The organism is Pseudomonas sp. MDT1-16 (assembly GCF_054898115.1).
On record NZ_CM142717.1, the window covers coordinates 1 to 16,713 of the forward strand.

At 60.1% G+C, this 16,713-nt stretch carries 15 protein-coding genes; 5 read left to right on the forward strand and 10 right to left on the reverse strand.

Features of this window, described 5'->3' with window-relative positions:
• Together rep and ACYZT3_RS00010 are read left to right on the forward strand one after the other, a co-directional pair.
• The gene (rep, locus tag ACYZT3_RS00005) at positions 1-2,010 is read left to right on the forward strand and encodes a DNA helicase Rep (protein WP_282376194.1); all 2,010 of its coding nucleotides are present in this window, start codon (positions 1-3) and stop codon (positions 2,008-2,010) included.
• A 58-nt stretch (positions 2,011-2,068) separates the two neighbouring features.
• Positions 2,069-2,641, forward strand: a complete 573-nt coding sequence (locus ACYZT3_RS00010) for a xanthine phosphoribosyltransferase (RefSeq protein ID WP_020799401.1) — start codon at positions 2,069-2,071, stop codon at positions 2,639-2,641.
• A 132-nt stretch (positions 2,642-2,773) separates the two neighbouring features.
• Here ACYZT3_RS00010 and ACYZT3_RS00015 read toward each other — a convergent pair whose 3' ends face one another.
• From ACYZT3_RS00015 to dadA, 6 genes are all read right to left on the reverse strand, one after another.
• Positions 2,774-4,699 (reverse strand): acetyl-CoA hydrolase/transferase C-terminal domain-containing protein, encoded by a 1,926-nt coding sequence (locus ACYZT3_RS00015; RefSeq protein WP_462031247.1) that lies wholly within the window; start codon positions 4,697-4,699, stop codon positions 2,774-2,776.
• Positions 4,700-4,834: 135 nt separating this feature from the next.
• Complete coding sequence (locus ACYZT3_RS00020; RefSeq protein ID WP_348775346.1) at positions 4,835-5,260, reverse strand: c-type cytochrome; 426 nt, start codon at positions 5,258-5,260, stop codon at positions 4,835-4,837.
• Between the two features lie 169 nt (positions 5,261-5,429).
• A complete protein-coding gene (locus ACYZT3_RS00025; RefSeq protein WP_008150195.1) occupies positions 5,430-5,978 on the reverse strand; it encodes a cupin domain-containing protein in 549 nt (182 codons plus the stop codon).
• Positions 5,979-6,103: 125 nt separating this feature from the next.
• The gene (gene alr, locus ACYZT3_RS00030) at positions 6,104-7,177 is read right to left on the reverse strand and encodes an alanine racemase (RefSeq protein WP_282376196.1); all 1,074 of its coding nucleotides are present in this window, start codon (positions 7,175-7,177) and stop codon (positions 6,104-6,106) included.
• A 111-nt stretch (positions 7,178-7,288) separates the two neighbouring features.
• Positions 7,289-7,642 carry a RidA family protein gene (locus tag ACYZT3_RS00035; RefSeq protein WP_008150191.1) on the reverse strand — a complete coding sequence of 118 codons (354 nt, stop codon included), beginning with the start codon at positions 7,640-7,642 and terminating at the stop codon, positions 7,289-7,291.
• Positions 7,614-8,918 carry a D-amino acid dehydrogenase gene (gene dadA / locus ACYZT3_RS00040; protein WP_282376197.1) on the reverse strand — a complete coding sequence of 435 codons (1,305 nt, stop codon included), beginning with the start codon at positions 8,916-8,918 and terminating at the stop codon, positions 7,614-7,616. Before dadA ends, ACYZT3_RS00035 begins: the two co-directional genes overlap by 29 nt.
• A gap of 157 nt (positions 8,919-9,075) precedes the next feature.
• Between dadA and ACYZT3_RS00045 the strand changes: the two genes are divergently transcribed.
• Positions 9,076-9,564, forward strand: coding sequence for an Lrp/AsnC ligand binding domain-containing protein (locus ACYZT3_RS00045; protein ID WP_003206849.1), 489 nt, complete (start codon positions 9,076-9,078; stop codon positions 9,562-9,564).
• Between the two features lie 8 nt (positions 9,565-9,572).
• Here ACYZT3_RS00045 and ACYZT3_RS00050 read toward each other — a convergent pair whose 3' ends face one another.
• Positions 9,573-9,926 carry a YkgJ family cysteine cluster protein gene (locus tag ACYZT3_RS00050; protein WP_282376199.1) on the reverse strand — a complete coding sequence of 118 codons (354 nt, stop codon included), beginning with the start codon at positions 9,924-9,926 and terminating at the stop codon, positions 9,573-9,575.
• Between the two features lie 151 nt (positions 9,927-10,077).
• Here ACYZT3_RS00050 and ACYZT3_RS00055 point away from each other — a divergent pair, with 151 nt between their 5' ends.
• Complete coding sequence (locus ACYZT3_RS00055) at positions 10,078-11,391, forward strand: NAD(P)/FAD-dependent oxidoreductase (protein ID WP_462031248.1); 1,314 nt, start codon at positions 10,078-10,080, stop codon at positions 11,389-11,391.
• A 197-nt stretch (positions 11,392-11,588) separates the two neighbouring features.
• On the opposite strand, the gene ACYZT3_RS00060 is transcribed toward ACYZT3_RS00055, so the two are convergent.
• The gene (locus ACYZT3_RS00060) at positions 11,589-11,834 is read right to left on the reverse strand and encodes a DUF1127 domain-containing protein (protein ID WP_282376203.1); all 246 of its coding nucleotides are present in this window, start codon (positions 11,832-11,834) and stop codon (positions 11,589-11,591) included.
• Between the two features lie 179 nt (positions 11,835-12,013).
• Between ACYZT3_RS00060 and ACYZT3_RS00065 the strand changes: the two genes are divergently transcribed.
• A complete protein-coding gene (locus ACYZT3_RS00065) occupies positions 12,014-13,441 on the forward strand; it encodes an aminotransferase-like domain-containing protein (protein ID WP_282376205.1) in 1,428 nt (475 codons plus the stop codon).
• Positions 13,442-13,448: 7 nt separating this feature from the next.
• Here the strand turns inward: ACYZT3_RS00065 and ACYZT3_RS00070 are convergent, their stop codons facing one another.
• Together ACYZT3_RS00070 and ACYZT3_RS00075 are read right to left on the reverse strand one after the other, a co-directional pair.
• Entirely contained in the window at positions 13,449-15,869 is a 2,421-nt protein-coding gene (locus ACYZT3_RS00070; RefSeq protein WP_462031249.1) for a fimbria/pilus outer membrane usher protein, read from the reverse strand.
• Positions 15,869-16,573 carry a fimbria/pilus chaperone family protein gene (locus tag ACYZT3_RS00075; protein WP_462031250.1) on the reverse strand — a complete coding sequence of 235 codons (705 nt, stop codon included), beginning with the start codon at positions 16,571-16,573 and terminating at the stop codon, positions 15,869-15,871. The genes ACYZT3_RS00070 and ACYZT3_RS00075 overlap by 1 nt, the downstream gene beginning before the upstream one ends.
• Between the last annotated feature and the right edge of the window lie 140 nt (positions 16,574-16,713).

Below are 16,713 nucleotides of genomic sequence, written 5' to 3' on the forward strand. Positions count from 1 at the left end.
ATGTCCCGACTCAATCCCCGGCAGCAAGAAGCCGTGAGCTACGTCGGCGGCCCTCTTTTGGTGCTCGCCGGCGCAGGCTCCGGCAAGACCAGCGTGATCACCCGCAAAATTGCGCATCTGATCCAGAACTGCGGCATCCGCGCCCAGTACATCGTCGCCATGACCTTTACCAACAAGGCCGCGCGCGAGATGAAGGAGCGGGTCGGCACCCTGCTCAAGGGCGGCGAGGGTCGCGGCCTGACGGTCTGCACCTTCCACAACCTGGGCCTGAACATCATCCGCAAGGAACATGTGCGACTGGGCTACAAACCGGGTTTCTCGATCTTCGACGAAACCGATGTCAAAGCCCTGATGACCGACATCATGCAGAAGGAATACTCGGGCGACGACGGCGTCGACGAGATCAAGAACATGATCGGCTCATGGAAAAACGACCTGATCCTGCCGCCCGAAGCCCTGGAAAACGCACGCAATCCCAAGGAACAGACCGCCGCCATCGTCTACACCCACTATCAGCGCACGCTCAAGGCGTTCAACGCGGTGGACTTCGACGACCTGATCCTGCAGCCGGTGAAGCTGTTCCAGGAACACCCCGACATCCTCGAAAAATGGCAGAACAAAGTCCGCTACCTGCTGGTGGACGAGTATCAGGACACCAACGCCAGCCAATATTTGCTGGTGAAGTTGCTGATCGGCACGCGCAACCAGTTCACCGTGGTCGGTGACGACGACCAGTCGATTTATGCCTGGCGCGGCGCGCGGCCGGAAAACCTGATGTTGCTCAAGGACGATTACCCGTCCCTGAAAGTGGTGATGCTGGAGCAAAACTATCGCTCCACGAGTCGCATCCTGCGGTGCGCCAACGTGCTGATCTCGAACAACCCGCACGAATTCGAGAAGCAGTTGTGGAGCGAGATGGGCCACGGCGACGAGATCCGCGTGATCCGCTGCCGCAACGAAGACGCCGAAGCCGAGCGCGTGGCCGTGGAATTGCTGACCCTGCACCTGCGCACGGATCGGCCGTACAGCGATTTTGCGATTCTGTATCGCGGTAACTACCAGGCCAAGCTGATCGAGCTGAAGCTGCAACATCACCAGATTCCGTATCGCCTGTCCGGTGGCAACAGCTTTTTCGGACGTCAGGAAGTAAAAGACCTGATGGCCTACTTCCGCCTGATCGTGAACCCGGACGACGACAACGCCTTCCTGCGGGTGATCAACGTCCCACGCCGGGAGATCGGTTCGACCACACTGGAAAAGCTTGGCAACTACGCCACCGGGCGAAAAATCTCGATGTACGCCGCCACCGACGAAATCGGTCTGGGCGAACATCTGGATGCGCGCTTCACTGATCGCCTGTCGCGCTTCAAGCGTTTCATGGACAAGGTCCGCGAGCAGTGCACCGGCGAAGACCCGATTTCGGCGCTGCGCAGCATGGTCATGGACATCGACTACGAGAACTGGCTGCGCACCAACAGCTCCAGCGACAAGGCCGCCGATTACCGCATGGGTAACGTCTGGTTCCTGATCGAGGCGTTGAAGAATACCCTCGAAAAAGACGAAGAAGGCGAGATGACCGTCGAAGACGCCATCGGCAAACTCGTCCTGCGCGACATGCTGGAACGTCAGCAGGAAGAGGAGGACGGCGCCGAAGGTGTGCAGATGATGACCCTGCACGCCTCCAAGGGTCTGGAATTTCCTTACGTGTTCATCATGGGCATGGAAGAGGAAATCCTCCCGCACCGCTCCAGTATCGAAGCCGACACCATCGAAGAAGAACGCCGGCTGGCCTACGTCGGAATTACCCGAGCGCGTCAGACACTGGCCTTCACCTTTGCTGCCAAGCGTAAGCAATATGGCGAGATCATCGATTGTGCGCCGAGCCGCTTCCTCGATGAATTGCCGCCGGACGACCTGGCCTGGGAAGGCAACGACGACACACCGGTTGAAGTCAAAGCTGTTCGCGGTAATACCGCATTGGCGGATATACGCGCGATGTTAAAGCGCTAGAATCGACTGCTTTTTAACCGAACCTTCGGCGCACAAGGCGCCAGTAGAGGAAAGCTTCATGGAAGCACTGCACAAGAAAATTCGCGAAGAAGGCATCGTGCTTTCCGACCAGGTCCTGAAAGTCGACGCCTTTCTGAACCACCAGATCGACCCGGCCCTGATGAAGCTGATCGGCGACGAATTCGCCACGCTGTTCAAGGATTCGGGCATCACCAAGATCGTCACCATCGAAGCCTCGGGCATTGCCCCGGCGATCATGACCGGTCTGAACCTCGGCGTGCCGGTGATTTTTGCGCGCAAGCATCAGTCCCTGACCCTGACCGAAAACCTGCTGTCGGCGACCGTTTACTCGTTCACCAAGCAGACCGAAAGCACCGTGGCGATCTCTCCCCGCCACCTGACCAGCAGCGATCGCGTGCTGATCATCGATGACTTTTTGGCCAACGGTAAGGCGTCGCAAGCGCTGATCTCGATCATCAAACAGGCCGGCGCGACCGTGGCGGGTTTGGGTATCGTGATTGAGAAATCCTTCCAGGGCGGCCGTGCGGAGCTGGATGCTCAGGGTTATCGTGTTGAATCGTTGGCTCGGGTTCAATCCCTTGCCGGCGGCGTTGTAACCTTCATCGAATAACCCTCGCTGATGATCGTTCCCACGCTCCGCGTGGGAATGCCTCAAGGGACGCTCCGCGTTCCAGCTTTCGAATGGGACGCGGAGCGTCCCGGGCTGTATTCCCACGCAGAGCGTGGGAACGATCAGTCACGATCAGGTTTGCGTGGTGGCTTTCAGGCCCGTGAGCAGCAGCCGCTGAAACAAATCCTCTTTCAGCCCTTCCGGGTTGGTCAGCTGCATCCGTTCCAGATGCACGGGAAACTCCGACGCCTGCGGCGCATCCAGTGCAGCCTTGCCCAGTTCCAGAATCTCCGTGAGTTTGAACTTGCTCTTCAGCCAGTTCAGCGCCCGCAACAGGTCCCGCTCTTCAGCGGTGAAATCACAGCCCAACGGATACTCCGGAAACAAATTCGGATGCAGCGCCTGAATCGCCTGCAAACGCTGCGGGCTGTTATTGGCGAACCGTGGATCAATGCGGAAGTTCTTCGGCAATTTACCAACGTTCTGCGCCTGCTCGATCAACCCCGGCTGGAAACGTGAATCGCTGATGTTCAGCAACGCCTCGATCACTGCCGCATCGGTCTTGCCCCGCAGATCGGCGATGCCGTACTCGGTGACCACGATGTCCCGCAAATGCCGCGGGATCGTGCAATGGCCGTACTCCCAGACGATGTTCGAACTCACCTCACCGCCCGACTCGCGCCAGCTGCGCAGGAGCAACACCGAACGCGCCCCTTCCAGCGCATGGCCCTGGGCGACGAAGTTGTATTGCCCGCCGACACCGCTGAGCACTCGCCCGTCTTCGAGCTGATCAGCCACGCCTGCACCCAGCAAGGTCATGGTGAACACGGTGTTGATGAAGCGCGCATCGAGGCGTTGCAAGCGTTTGAGTTCTTCCTGACCGTAGAGCTCGTTGATGTAGCTGATGCGGGTCATGTTGAATTCGAGCCGCTTGCTTTGCGGCAGCTCGCGCAGGCGCTCATAGAAACTGCGCGGCCCGAGGAAAAACCCGCCATGCACCGAGATGCCGTCAGTCTGCGCGGCTTCATCCAGCGTGCCGGCATTGGCCTGTTGCTGGGTCGGCACATCGGGATAGACCTTGCGCCGCACAATCCCGGCGTCGGCCAGCACCAGCAAACCGTTGACGAACATTTCGCTGCAACCGTAAAGGCCTTTGGCGAAGGGTTCGACGCCGCCTTCGTGGTCGATGAGTTGCGCCCACTGACTGAGATTCACGTCCGCCAGCAACGCCTTGTAACCGTCATTGTCGGCCTGCCGCGCCAGCAACGCAGCGGTCAGCGCGTCGCCCATGGCGCCGATGCCGATCTGCAAAGTGCCGCCGTCGCGTACTAGCGTGCTGGCGTACAGTCCGATGAAGTGATCCTGGAAACCCACCGGCATGTTCGGCGTGGAGAACAGCGTGGTGCTGTCCTTCTCGTCGATCAGCAGGTCGAACGTGTCGATACCAATTTCGGCATCGCCGGGCATGTACGGCAAATCGTTGTGCACCTGGCCCACCAACAAGATCGTCTCCCCCGCCGCCCGACGCTTGGCGATCATGGGGAACAGGTCGAGGGTGATGTCCGGGTTGCAGCTCAGGCTCAGGCGATCGAGATGTTCGCTGTGGCTGGCCACCAATTGCGCCACCAGGTTCAACCCGGCGGCGTTGATGTCTCGAGCGGCGTGGCTGTAATTGCTGCTGACGTAATCCTGCTGGGCCTGTGCGCTGTGGAGCAGGCTGCCGGGCTGCATGAAGAATTGCTGAACATGGATGTTGGACGGCAGGCTGTCGCGATGCAGCTCTGCAAGGAAGTCCAGTTCCGGATAATCGCCGAAAACCCGTTCGATAAAGGGTTCGAGAAAACGCTTTTGCAAACCGTCGCCCAAGGCGGGACGGCCCAGGCACAGGGCGGTGTAGATCGTCAGCTGCCGTTCGGGCAACTGCGCAATGCGTTGGAACAGCGCGTTGACGAAGTGGTTGGGTTTGCCCAGACCGAGGGGCAGGCCCATGTGGATATGCACTGGCAACCGTGCCAAGACGTCATCGACCGCTTGCTCGATAGAACACAGCTGAACCATCTGATCCTCCCTTACATTCCGTGAACTGGGGTTGGACCGAGCTTGCCGGGCCTTTGCTGCAAAGAATAGTCCCAGGCGCAAATCGCGGGCACAAAAAAGCCGCTCGCAAGCGGCTTTTTCGCTGAAGATGGAGGCTTATTTCAAGCCGGACATCTTCTGGATGGCGCCCTTGAGATCTGCATCAGAGCAGTCGGCGCAGGTACCTTTAGGCGGCATCGCGTTGACGCCGGAGATCGCCTTCGCCAGCAAGCCGTCAAGGCCGCCTTGTTTCTTGGCGCGGTCGCCCCAGGCTGTCGCATCACCGACTTTCGGCGCGCCCAACAGGCCGGTGCCGTGGCAAGCGTTACAATGTTTTGCAATCACGGAATCAGGGGTTTTGGCATCACCACCGCCCGCCGAAGCAGCGACTTCCATCCCCTTGCACTCTTTACCCTGAACGCAAACCTGGCCGACTGGCTCAAGGCGTTTAGCAATATCGTCGTTGGTCGCAGCTTGTGCGCTGACTGCCCATAGGGCCAATACGGTTGCTGGTACGGCCAGCATTTTCATAATTAGATTCACGCGTTCACCCTCAATGGTGGCTAGTCACGCCCACGGCCACGGTTCGCAGGCGGGCGCAAGTATAACGGTAAGCCCGCCACACTGAAACAACCCCAAAGTCGAAGGGGTCTTATGCGTGGCGAAAAAACAACTCGGGCACCTGCGCAATGCTGGCGGGACGCCTCTTTTTTTAGAAATTTGCTGGAGTAGCTGCGCTGATTAGTCGCGCCGGCGCATCGAACGGATTACGGAAACGGTGCGGTTTAGTACTTTCAAAGTAGTAGCTGTCGCCGGCTTCGAGCACAAAAGTTTCGAGCCCTACCACCAGTTCAAGTCGACCTTCGAGCAAAATCCCGGTTTCCTCGCCCTCATGGGTGAGCATCTCGTCACCGGTGTCGGCGCCTGGCGGGTAGATTTCGTTGAGGAACGCGATGGCCCGGCTCGGATGAGCCCTGCCGACCAGTTTCATGGTCACTGCGCCATCGGAAATATCAATCAGCTCGTTGGCTTTGTAGACGATCTGAGTCGGTTTTTCCTGCAGGATCTCTTCGGAAAAGAACTCGACCATGGACATGGGAATCCCGCCCAGCACCTTCCTCAGCGAACTGATCGAGGGGCTGACGCTGTTCTTCTCGATCATCGAAATGGTGCTGTTGGTGACGCCCGCGCGTTTGGCGAGTTCACGCTGGGAAAGTCCTTTGAGCTTACGGATGGATTGCAGTCGTTCACCGACGTCCAAGCTTGCGCCTCCAAGATTCAGGTTGTTGGAATATTGAGCGTTATCATGGCGACAGCGTTCAGTATTTACAACACTTGGACCTGAATCCTGTTTGGCGAAGCGACTTTCGGTCGGCGCGCTTTGCGTCAAGCCCCGGAATAGAGCATTGACACCCGGCGCAGGTTGCAGAAGATCTGGTAAGGAATCGTGCCCGCGGCCGCAGCCACGTCACTGGCGAGGATATTTTTGCCCCACAACTCGACGGTCGAACCGAGACCGGCTTGCGGCGCATCGGTCAGGTCGATACAGAGCATGTCCATCGACACTCTGCCAATCAACTGGCTGCGCTGTCCGGCAACCATCACTGGCGTACCGGTCGGTGCCTGACGTGGGTAGCCGTCGGCGTAACCCATGGCTACCACGCCCACGCGCATCGGTTTCTGGGTGATGAATTGGGCGCCGTAACCGATCGGCTCGCCGGCCGGCAGTTCACGCACGCAAATCACTTTCGATTCGAGGGTCATCACCGGTTGCAGGCGCGACGCCACGGCATTGGCTTCTTCGAATGGCGTAGCGCCGTAGAGCATGATGCCCGGGCGAACCCAATCACTGGGAATCTGCGGCCAACCGAGCACTGCTGGCGAGTTGCGCAGGCTGACCTCGGCCGACAAGCCCTGACGCGCGGCTTCGAACACGGCGACCTGTTCTGCACTGGCCTGACTGTGCAGCTCATCGGCCCGGGCAAAGTGGCTCATCAGAACAATCTTCGCAACCTTGCCACTGGCCAGCAGCCGTTGATAGGCCGCCTGATAATCCTTTGGATGCAAGCCAACCCGATGCATGCCCGAATCGAGCTTGAGCCAGACCGTGATCGGCTTGCTCAGTGCAGCGTTCTCGATGGCTTCGAGCTGCCACAGCGAATGCACCACGCACCAGAAGTCATGCTCAACGATCAGCGACAGCTCATCGGCCTCGAAAAAACCTTCCAGCAACAACACCGGCGCACGAATGCCCGCGGCTCGCAGCGCCAGGGCCTCTTCAATACAAGCCACGGCAAATCCGTCCGCGCAGGCTTCCAGTGCCTGGGCGCAACGCACCGCGCCATGGCCATAGGCATCGGCCTTGATCACCGCGAGGGCCTTGGCCCCCGTGACTTCACGGGCGATTTGGTAGTTGTGACGCAGGGCTTGAAGGTCGATCAGGGCACGGGCAGGACGCATGGCGGCAGACTTCTGGTCGGTCATTGAGGAGGAAAAACCGGCGCTGGCTGACAGCGTGAACCGCGAGTAGCACCGGGAGAGGGATCTTTCTGAACACTTATGTCAGTGCAGTTATGGCAGAGCCGCGACAACTGACAGCTCAACCAGGATTTCCGGTTCACACAACTTCGATTCAACCGTGGCACGGGCCGGTGCGACGCCTTTTGGCAGCCACTTGTCCCAGACCGCATTCATGCCTTCGAAGTGCGCATCAATGTCTTTCAAGTAAATCGTCACCGACAGCAGGCGGCTCTTGTCGGTCCCGGCCAGATCCAGCAGACGCTCGATGTTGGCAAGCGTTTCACGGGTCTGCTGTTCAATCCCGGCGTTCATATCGTCGCCGACCTGCCCTGCCAGATACACGGTCCCGCTGTGGACTACGATCTGGCTCATGCGCTCATTGGTGAGCTGGCGCTGGATTGACATGTTTTGCTGACTCCTGAATTTTTTTGCCGTAACGGGAAATATCGAGGCCTTCGGCACTGATTTGCGGCGTTTTCTTCGCCATCAGATCAGCCAGCAAGCGACCGGAACCGCACGCCATGGTCCAACCAAGCGTACCGTGACCCGTGTTCAAAAACAGATTGCTGAACGGCGTAGCACCCACGATCGGCGTGCCGTCCGGGGTGGTCGGACGCAGACCGGTCCAGAAACTTGCCTGGGCCAGATCGCCGCCCTGAGGATAAAGATCGTTGACGATCATCTCCAGGGTTTCGCGCCGACGCGGGTTCAGCGACAGGTCAAAACCGGCTATTTCAGCCATGCCGCCGACGCGAATGCGATTGTCAAAGCGGGTGATCGCGACCTTGTAGGTCTCATCGAGGATAGTCGAAGTCGGGGCCATCGCCGGGTTGGTGATCGGCACGGTCAGGGAGTAACCCTTGAGCGGATACACCGGAGCCCTGATGCCCAACGGCTTTAGCAACTGCGGCGAATAGCTGCCCAGCGCCAACACATAGCGGTCAGCGGTTTCCAGCTTGCCGTCGATCCATACGCCGTTGATGCGATCACCGGCGTAGTCGAGGCGCTGAATGTCCTGGTCGAAGCGGAATTCCACACCGAGTTTCACGGCCATTTCGGCCAGGCGGGTGGTGAACATCTGGCAATCGCCGGTCTGGTCGTTCGGCAGGCGCAGGGCACCGGCGAGGATGTCGGTGACGCTGGCCAGCGCCGGCTCAACGCGAGCAATGCCAGCGCGGTCGAGCAGTTCGAACGGCACACCGGATTCTTTCAGCACGGCGATGTCTTTCCAGGCGCCGTCGAGTTGAGCCTGGGTGCGGAACAGTTGTGTAGTACCGAGGCTGCGGCCTTCGTAGGCAATGCCGGTTTCGGCGCGCAATTCGTCGAGGCAGTCACGGCTGTACTCGGACAGCCGGACCATGCGCTCCTTGTTCACCGCATAACGGTTGGCAGTGCAGTTGCGCAGCATTTGCGCCATCCACAGGTACTGGTCGATGTCGGCGGTGGCCTTGATCGCCAGCGGGGCGTGGCGCTGCAACAGCCACTTGATGGCCTTGAGCGGAACACCCGGCGCGGCCCATGGTGAGGCATAACCCGGCGATACCTGGCCGGCGTTGGCGAAACTGGTCTCCATGGCAGGGGCGGGCTGACGGTCCACGACCACCACTTCAAACCCGGCTCGAGCCAGATAATAAGCACTGGCGGTACCGATGACGCCGCTACCCAAGACCATAACGCGCATTTTCATATCCCTCATCGCGGCTTGCCGCTGACGTTCGTAGTTGTCGAGCATTGATGTGTGCAGTGTAAAAAAGATTAGGCAGTGCTTTTCACTATATAAGTGCCTATATTTGGCGAGAATTCTCGGCAAAATCCCTTTTCACGGAGGCGCATCCCCTATGCGTACCAACACTCAAACGAAACGTGAGCTGGACAAGATCGACCGCAACATCTTGCGGATCCTGCAAGCGGACGGGCGCATCTCCTTCACCGAGCTGGGGGAAAAGGTCGGGCTCTCGACCACGCCGTGTACCGAGCGGGTCCGGCGTCTGGAGCGCGAAGGAATCATCATGGGCTACAACGCCCGGCTCAATCCGCAGCACCTCAAGGGCAGTCTTCTGGTGTTCGTCGAGATCAGCCTCGACTACAAATCCGGTGATACTTTCGAAGAGTTCCGACGCGCGGTCCTGAAGCTTCCCCACGTGCTGGAGTGCCACCTGGTGTCAGGGGATTTCGACTATCTGGTGAAGGCGCGGATTTCCGAGATGGCCTCGTACCGCAAACTGCTGGGCGACATCCTGCTCAAGCTGCCGCATGTGCGCGAATCAAAGAGCTACATCGTGATGGAAGAGGTGAAAGAAAGCCTGAATCTGCCGATTCCGGATTGAGCCCACGATCAAACGAGGACTTGCCGAGTGCTGGCCATGTACTCGTGAATTTGCTTCTCGACCCGCGGATGAATCAGCTCCACCGGCCCGCGTCCATTGGGGCATGGCAAGGTCTTGGTAGTGCCGAACAGCCGACAGATCAGCGGCCGCTCGTCATACACGGTGCAGCCGTTGGGCCCCAAGTGGACGCAATTGAGTTCATCCATCGCGGCGTCCTGCTCGACCCGGGTCTTGCGCGGCAGGCGAGACATTTCTTCCGGTGAGGTGGTCACCGGCCCACAGCAGTCATGGCAGCCGGGCACGCACTCGAACGAGGGAATCTGCTGCCGTAGCGTGCGAATTTTCTGACTGTTGCAGCTCATCGAAGCGGTGACCAAAAGCGGAATAGAGCGCGATTCTGACGGAAAAGCCCCGATCCAGACAGCACCGATCGACCGACCAGTGTTGCCCGTGTCCGAAGGTCCGGCTTATGCTCCGTCAAATTTTCTAAACACAAGAATCAGGAACACGCACATGAATGCCCGTGCTCAGCAACCTGCCCCGAACCACCAGCACATTGCCTCTTATTACGCCGCCAGCAGCCTGCCGCAGCCCGATCATCCGGTGCTCACAGGCGATCTGGTGGCTGACGTGTGCGTCGTCGGTGGCGGGTTCTCCGGGTTGAACACGGCGCTCGAACTGGCCGACCGCGGCCTCAGCGTGATCCTGCTCGAAGCCCACAAAATCGGTTGGGGCGCCAGCGGACGCAACGGCGGGCAATTGATTCGTGGCGTCGGCCATGGCCTCGATCAGTTCGCTAACGTGATCGGTGCGGACGGCGTGCGTCAGATGAAACTCATGGGCCTGGAAGCGGTGGAAATCGTCCGACAGCGGGTCGAGCGTTTTCAGATCGCTTGCGACCTGACTTGGGGCTACTGCGACCTGGCCAACAAGCCCCGTGACCTCGAAGGCTTTGCCGAAGACGCCGAAGCGCTGCGCAGCCTCGGTTACCGTTACGAAACCCGTCTACTGCAAGCCAACGAAATGCACTCCGTAGTGGGGTCCGACCGCTACGTCGGCGGTTTGATCGACATGGGCTCGGGGCATCTGCATCCGCTGAACCTGGCGCTGGGCGAAGCGGCCGCCGCACAGCAGTTGGGGGTGAAGCTGTTCGAACAATCGGCGGTCACCCGCATCGATTATGGCCCCGAGGTCAAGGTCCATACCGCCCAGGGCTCGGTTCGCGCCAAGACGCTGGTGCTGGGCTGCAACGCCTACCTCAATGAACTCAGTCCCGAACTCAGCGGTAAAGTGCTGCCCGCCGGCAGCTACATCATCGCCACCGAACCCTTGAGTGAAGAGCTGGCTTACTCGCTACTGCCGCAGAATATGGCGGTCTGCGATCAACGGGTAGCGCTGGATTACTACCGACTCTCGGCGGACCGACGCTTGCTGTTTGGCGGCGCCTGTCATTATTCAGGTCGCGACCCGAAGGACATCGCCGCGTACATGCAGCCGAAGATGCTGGAAGTTTTCCCGCAACTGGCCGGCGTGAAGATCGATTTTCAATGGGGCGGGATGATCGGCATCGGCGCCAATCGCCTGCCGCAGATCGGGCGGCTAAAGGATCAGCCGAATGTCTATTACGCCCAGGCTTATTCCGGTCATGGCGTGAATGCCACACACCTCGCGGGCAAACTGTTGGCTGAGGCTATTAGCGGTCAGCACAGTGGAGGCTTTGATCTGTTTGCCAAGGTGCCGCATATCACCTTCCCGGGTGGTAAGCATTTGCGCTCGCCGTTGCTGGCATTGGGGATGCTTTGGCATCGGCTTAAAGAGTGGGTCTGAACCTGATTCAGCGACATGTCCGCCCTTGTAGCAGCTGACGAGCACCGGGAGGCAGCGTTCGGCGGCGAAGCCGTCGCAAATGCTGCAACCGCGCTCTTTCAGGCAAACCACGGCGCCTGATTTACGACTGCTGCGCAGTCGGACGTCCGAACGCGGCCCGAACCTTCCGCAGTTGCTACAAGGGATCGCATTTCATCTCACAGACGCCAGAACGGCTTCAAGCCCTCCTCCCGCGCCTGCTCCCGACTTAATCCGACATCCCTGAGCTGTTCCGGTGTCAGCCCAAGCAACGCCTTGCGCGTGTGCAGACGATGCCAGAACAGACCCCAGCGACTCAGGCCGGACGGTGCGTTGCGCATGACCGCCTCGCGTGCGCCGTTGTTTTGCGCTGCCGCCAGTTCCTGACTGTGTAACGTGAGCCGCACATCGCTCAATCCGTTCATTTTGATTGCTCCTGTTTACTTGGGTAGCCAGAGCTTTCATGATGCGCGGACGACGAAAAGCATTACAGAATCAAAGCAACTGTATTATTTCCATACAGATTGACTGTTTAAAGCTCTGAATCCTGTATTTCTGCCCCATCTGTACTGGTCAACCGAATCACCTGCACCGAGGCTGCGCCATGACCCTTTACGTCAATCTCGCCGAATTGCTCGGCACGCGTATCGAACAAGGCTTCTATCGCCCCGGCGACCGGCTGCCGTCGGTGCGGGCGCTGAGTGTCGAACACGGGGTCAGCCTGAGCACCGTGCAGCAGGCTTATCGGGTGTTGGAAGACAGCGGGCTGGCGACCCCGAAACCGAAATCCGGGTACTTCGTGCCAGTCAGCCGTGAGCTGCCAGAACTGCCCGCCGTTGGCCGTCCGGCTCAACGCCCGGTGGACATTTCCCAGTGGGATCAGGTGCTGGAATTGATCCACGCAGTGCCACGCAAAGACGTGGTGCAGCTGGGCCGCGGCATGCCGGACATCACCTCGCCAACCATGAAGCCGCTGCTGCGCGGGCTGGCGCAGATCAGTCGGCGCCAGGACATGCCCGGCCTGTATTACGACAACATCCATGGCAACCTCGAACTGCGCGAACAGATCGCCCGCCTGATGCTCGATTCCGGTTGCCAGTTGAGCGCCGCAGTCTTGGTGGTGACCACCGGTTGCCACGAAGCGCTCTCCACCAGCATCCGGTCCATCTGCGAACCCGGCGACATTGTCGCGGTGGATTCGCCGAGCTTTCACGGCGCCATGCAGACCCTCAAGGGCCTGGGCATGAAAGCCCTGGAAATCCCCACCGACCCGATCACCGGCATCAGCCTCGATGCGCTGGAACTGGCCTTGGAGCAATGGCCGATCAAGGCCATACAGTTAACGCCCAACTGCAACAACCCTTTGGGCTACATCATGCCGGAGTCGCGCAAACGCGCGTTGTTGACACTCGCACAGCGCTTCGACGTGGCGATCATAGAGGACGATGTGTATGGCGAACTGGCCTACACCTACCCGCGCCCACGCACGATAAAATCCTTCGATGAAGACGGTCGCGTCCTGCTGTGCAGTTCCTTTTCCAAGACCCTGGCGCCAGGGCTGCGTATCGGTTGGGTGGCGCCGGGACGGTATCTGGAACGGGTGCTGCACATGAAATACATCAGCACCGGCTCTACGGCGCCGCAACCGCAGATCGCGATTGCCGAATTTCTCAAGGCAGGGCACTTCGAACCGCATTTGCGGCGGATGCGCACCCAATACCAGCGCAATCGCGACGTAATGATCGATTGGGTCAGCCGTTATTTTCCTGCCGGCACCCGCGCCAGTCGCCCCCAGGGCAGCTTCATGCTTTGGGTTGAGCTGCCGGAGGGCTTCGACACCCTGAAACTGAATCGTGCGTTGCACGATCAAGGCGTACAGATTGCCGTCGGCAGCATTTTTTCCGCCTCGGGCAAATACCGCAATTGCCTGCGCATGAACTACGCTGCCAAGCCGACGCCGCAGATTGAGGATGCGGTGCGCAAGGTTGGTGCTGCGGCGATCAAACTGTTGGCCGAGACTCCCACGGACTGAGGAAGTCCTACCCCGCCCGGCAAACCACCTCGACGGTTGCGTAAGGCAAAGACGATTCGGGAAGCCCGGCGGTGTCGAGTTCAAGATGACAGGGTCGATTATCAGACAGCATCACTTGCAGTCGAACTTCGTCAGGCGCATCGGCCAGGTACACCAGGCCGGCGTCCACCACGCTGGTCAGGTACTCGCCCTGGTTGCCATGAACCGATGCGCCTTTGGGCACCCAGTCGCCCTCGGCCGTACGCACATGCAGCATCAACCGGCGCACCGAACCCACGCTGAAGTCCAGCCGCGGTACTGCGCCACGTCCGGCTTCGACTTCTTGATAGCCGTTGAGCACGTCCAGGTGACGCGGCAGGCTGACGGTGTCGATTTCGATACGACTGGTCTGGTAGGCCGGCAGGCTCGCAGCCACCGCCCGCCCGCCGCCATCGGTCCAGACCGGGCCTTGGGGCGTGCTGACCTTGACCCCGGCAGCATCGCCAACTTTGAGCAGGCCGAAGGTGTCACGCAACGGATAGGGTGACGGCGTCAGCCCTTCTTCATGGATCGCCAGGCCGCCGCGTAGCGTGAGGTCGTAACTGCTGGCGCCAACGCCACTGCGCGAATAGCCGAGGTCAACGCTGGTGTAACGGGGCAGGGCATTCAGGCGCCCGTTGACGTCCGTCTGACCACTGTCAGAACGGTCTGCACCGAGGCTGTAGCCCAGGGTATCGCTGATCTGTTCTGTGTAACGGGCGCCAGTGCGCAGTCCGTTTCGCTCATCATGGCGCCCGTAGGTATTGAGGCTACGGTTGCGCCCAAGGGGCAGACTGAGGCTGGCATAGAGACCCGTGCCACGGGCGTCGTCACCGCTGTCGCGCTGCACACTCAACGATAGGTTTGCACCACTGAACGCCCGTGACCACGAGGTGCTGACACGCGAACGGTCCTGCCCGCCTCCCACGGCATACCGCGTCAACGATCCGGAAAACGCGCCCCATAGTGGGTTGGAATGGCTCAACGACGCACCCCACTGGCGCTCAGAGCGACTATCGAAGTCATCGGCAACAGACGCCAGTCCGGTGTCGGCCAGGTGTTGAAACCCTTGACTGCGCTGACTCGCCGTCAGGCTGGCGGACAACCCGGGACCCAATGCCGCGCTGAACGTGGCTTGCAGTTCGCGACCCTGGCCGCTTTGTGGCGTTCGCGAACTCAGCTGCTGGAAACTCACCACCGACCTTCGAGTCAGCGCTTGCTGCACGCCCCAACCCAAGGATTGATATTGACCAGCGCCCATCAACCCGCCACTTAACTGAGTCGCAGACCCCCACTGCCAGTCCTTGCTCACGGCAAAGAATGACGGCGCATCGCGCTCATCCCCGTGAAACCGTCGGACCTTGCCTGCCGCTATGCCATAGCCCGGCAACATCCCGACGCTGACGGGGCGTACGTTAGCCGCCGGTACGCGGAAGTCACGCTGTTCGCCGCTCTCTTCGAAGACGCTGACCTCAAGGTCCAGTCGATGGCTGAGCAACGGCAAGTCGCGCAGGGTGAACGGCCCGCTGGGAACGAGGGTGGTGTAGATCACCACGCCACTCTGGCGCACCTCGACCCGCGCCGGCGAATAGGCCAGCCCTTGCACCGCCGTCCCGGCCCCCAGGCCATCGCCATTTTGGGACGCGAGGGCCGTTTCCGGGAGGATATGGAGGCCGGTGAACGCTTCCCCGGCAAACAGAGACGAACGCATGTTGAGCTGGCCCAGTTGCACGTTGGCCTGAAAACGCTCCCAGGTACGCGAGGCCTGGGTGTAAAGCGTTTCAAAACGCTCTACGCCCTGAAACGAGGTGTAGTTTTGCCGACTGCGCACCACCCAATCGCTGGCGTTGAAGCCCAACTCGGTGCCAAGACTGCGAAACTGGCTGGATTGCCCGGAGGCAGAACTGGTGAGCATCAGCGCGTCGTAGTTGAGCAACCCGGCCATACCGCCCGAGGCCCAGGTTCGCGGGCGCGGCGCTGATGCGAGCAGCAGGTCGGTTGGCACCAACAGCTGCACTTGTTGCTTGCCCGGGCCGAGCTGTACCTGCACACCCGTCAGACCATCGATGCTCCGTAAACACTGCGCACTGTCAGCGCTCGAGGGCAATCCCGATGGCGCGGCAATCCCGGCCTGATCAAGCAGATTCGAATCGAGGCACAACTGCCCGTCCGCATCGAAGGTCGCCACGACGTGTCCCGAAGGGGCGCCATTGACCTGCAGTGCCACTCGATTGCGCCCTGCCGAAAAGCGTGGCGCGCGACCAAAGTGCTCGGCGACTTTCGGATCGATGCCACGCGCCTTGAGCACTGACGGGTCGAACTCGGTGAGTGCCTCACCCCAGGCGTTGTCCATCGCCAACATGACCAGGGCAACGCCACCGGCCAGACGCCAACCGCTGCCATGACTCACTACTGCAAACTCAGCGGCGCATCGTAGTTGCCGACGGCAAACCCATAGGTTGTCGCGGGAAATAGCCGTACATGGGTGGCCAGGATCGACGGCGCACTGAGGCTCAGCACCTCTCCTGGCAGGATATAGGTGCGCCCCAGGTCCAGCGTCGCGCCACCGGGAATCAGGTTCACTGACCTGGCGAGCCTTACCACATAGGGGCTGGGATTGCTGACTCGCACATGATTGCCGGCGCCCGTCCAGACCAACCGTTTCCAGGGCATGCGCTCTACCGGGAGATTGGCCGGACGCAGGATGACCGGGATGTTCTGCCGGATCCCCAGGCTGACGTGTGCATCACTCGCATTCTGCCGAGGCTGGATGCCTTCCAGCACCACACGCTTGAGCCGTTCGGTTTCCAGGGGTCTGGCGCTACGCAGGATAAACCGCACTTGCTGGCTCTGACCCGGTTCGACGCGTGCCACTGGCGGGTTCAGCAACAACAGAGGCTCATTGTCCTCGGCGATATGCTCAATGGAGCTGTACAGCAACGCCGGTTGGTCGTCGGAGTTCCTGACGTTCAGGGTTGCCTCGCCCAACACCTGGTCGACCATCACCACTGGCGTCTCGGGGATCATTCCGGCGGCATGCGTACTCGGATTCGTGAACGACAGGCACACAGCTGCGACGGCGCCGAGCACCTTGTAGGATTTAAAGGGGTACATGAAAGTCTCCAGAAGGAATCGACCGACGCTGTTAAACACAGCGCCAGCCGATAACCGTTGATGCAATGACGTCTGTCGATGACGGTCTTTCAGGTAAGCCGCCACCCAGGTTAGCGCCAGGCAAACCCCGTCAATCAGGC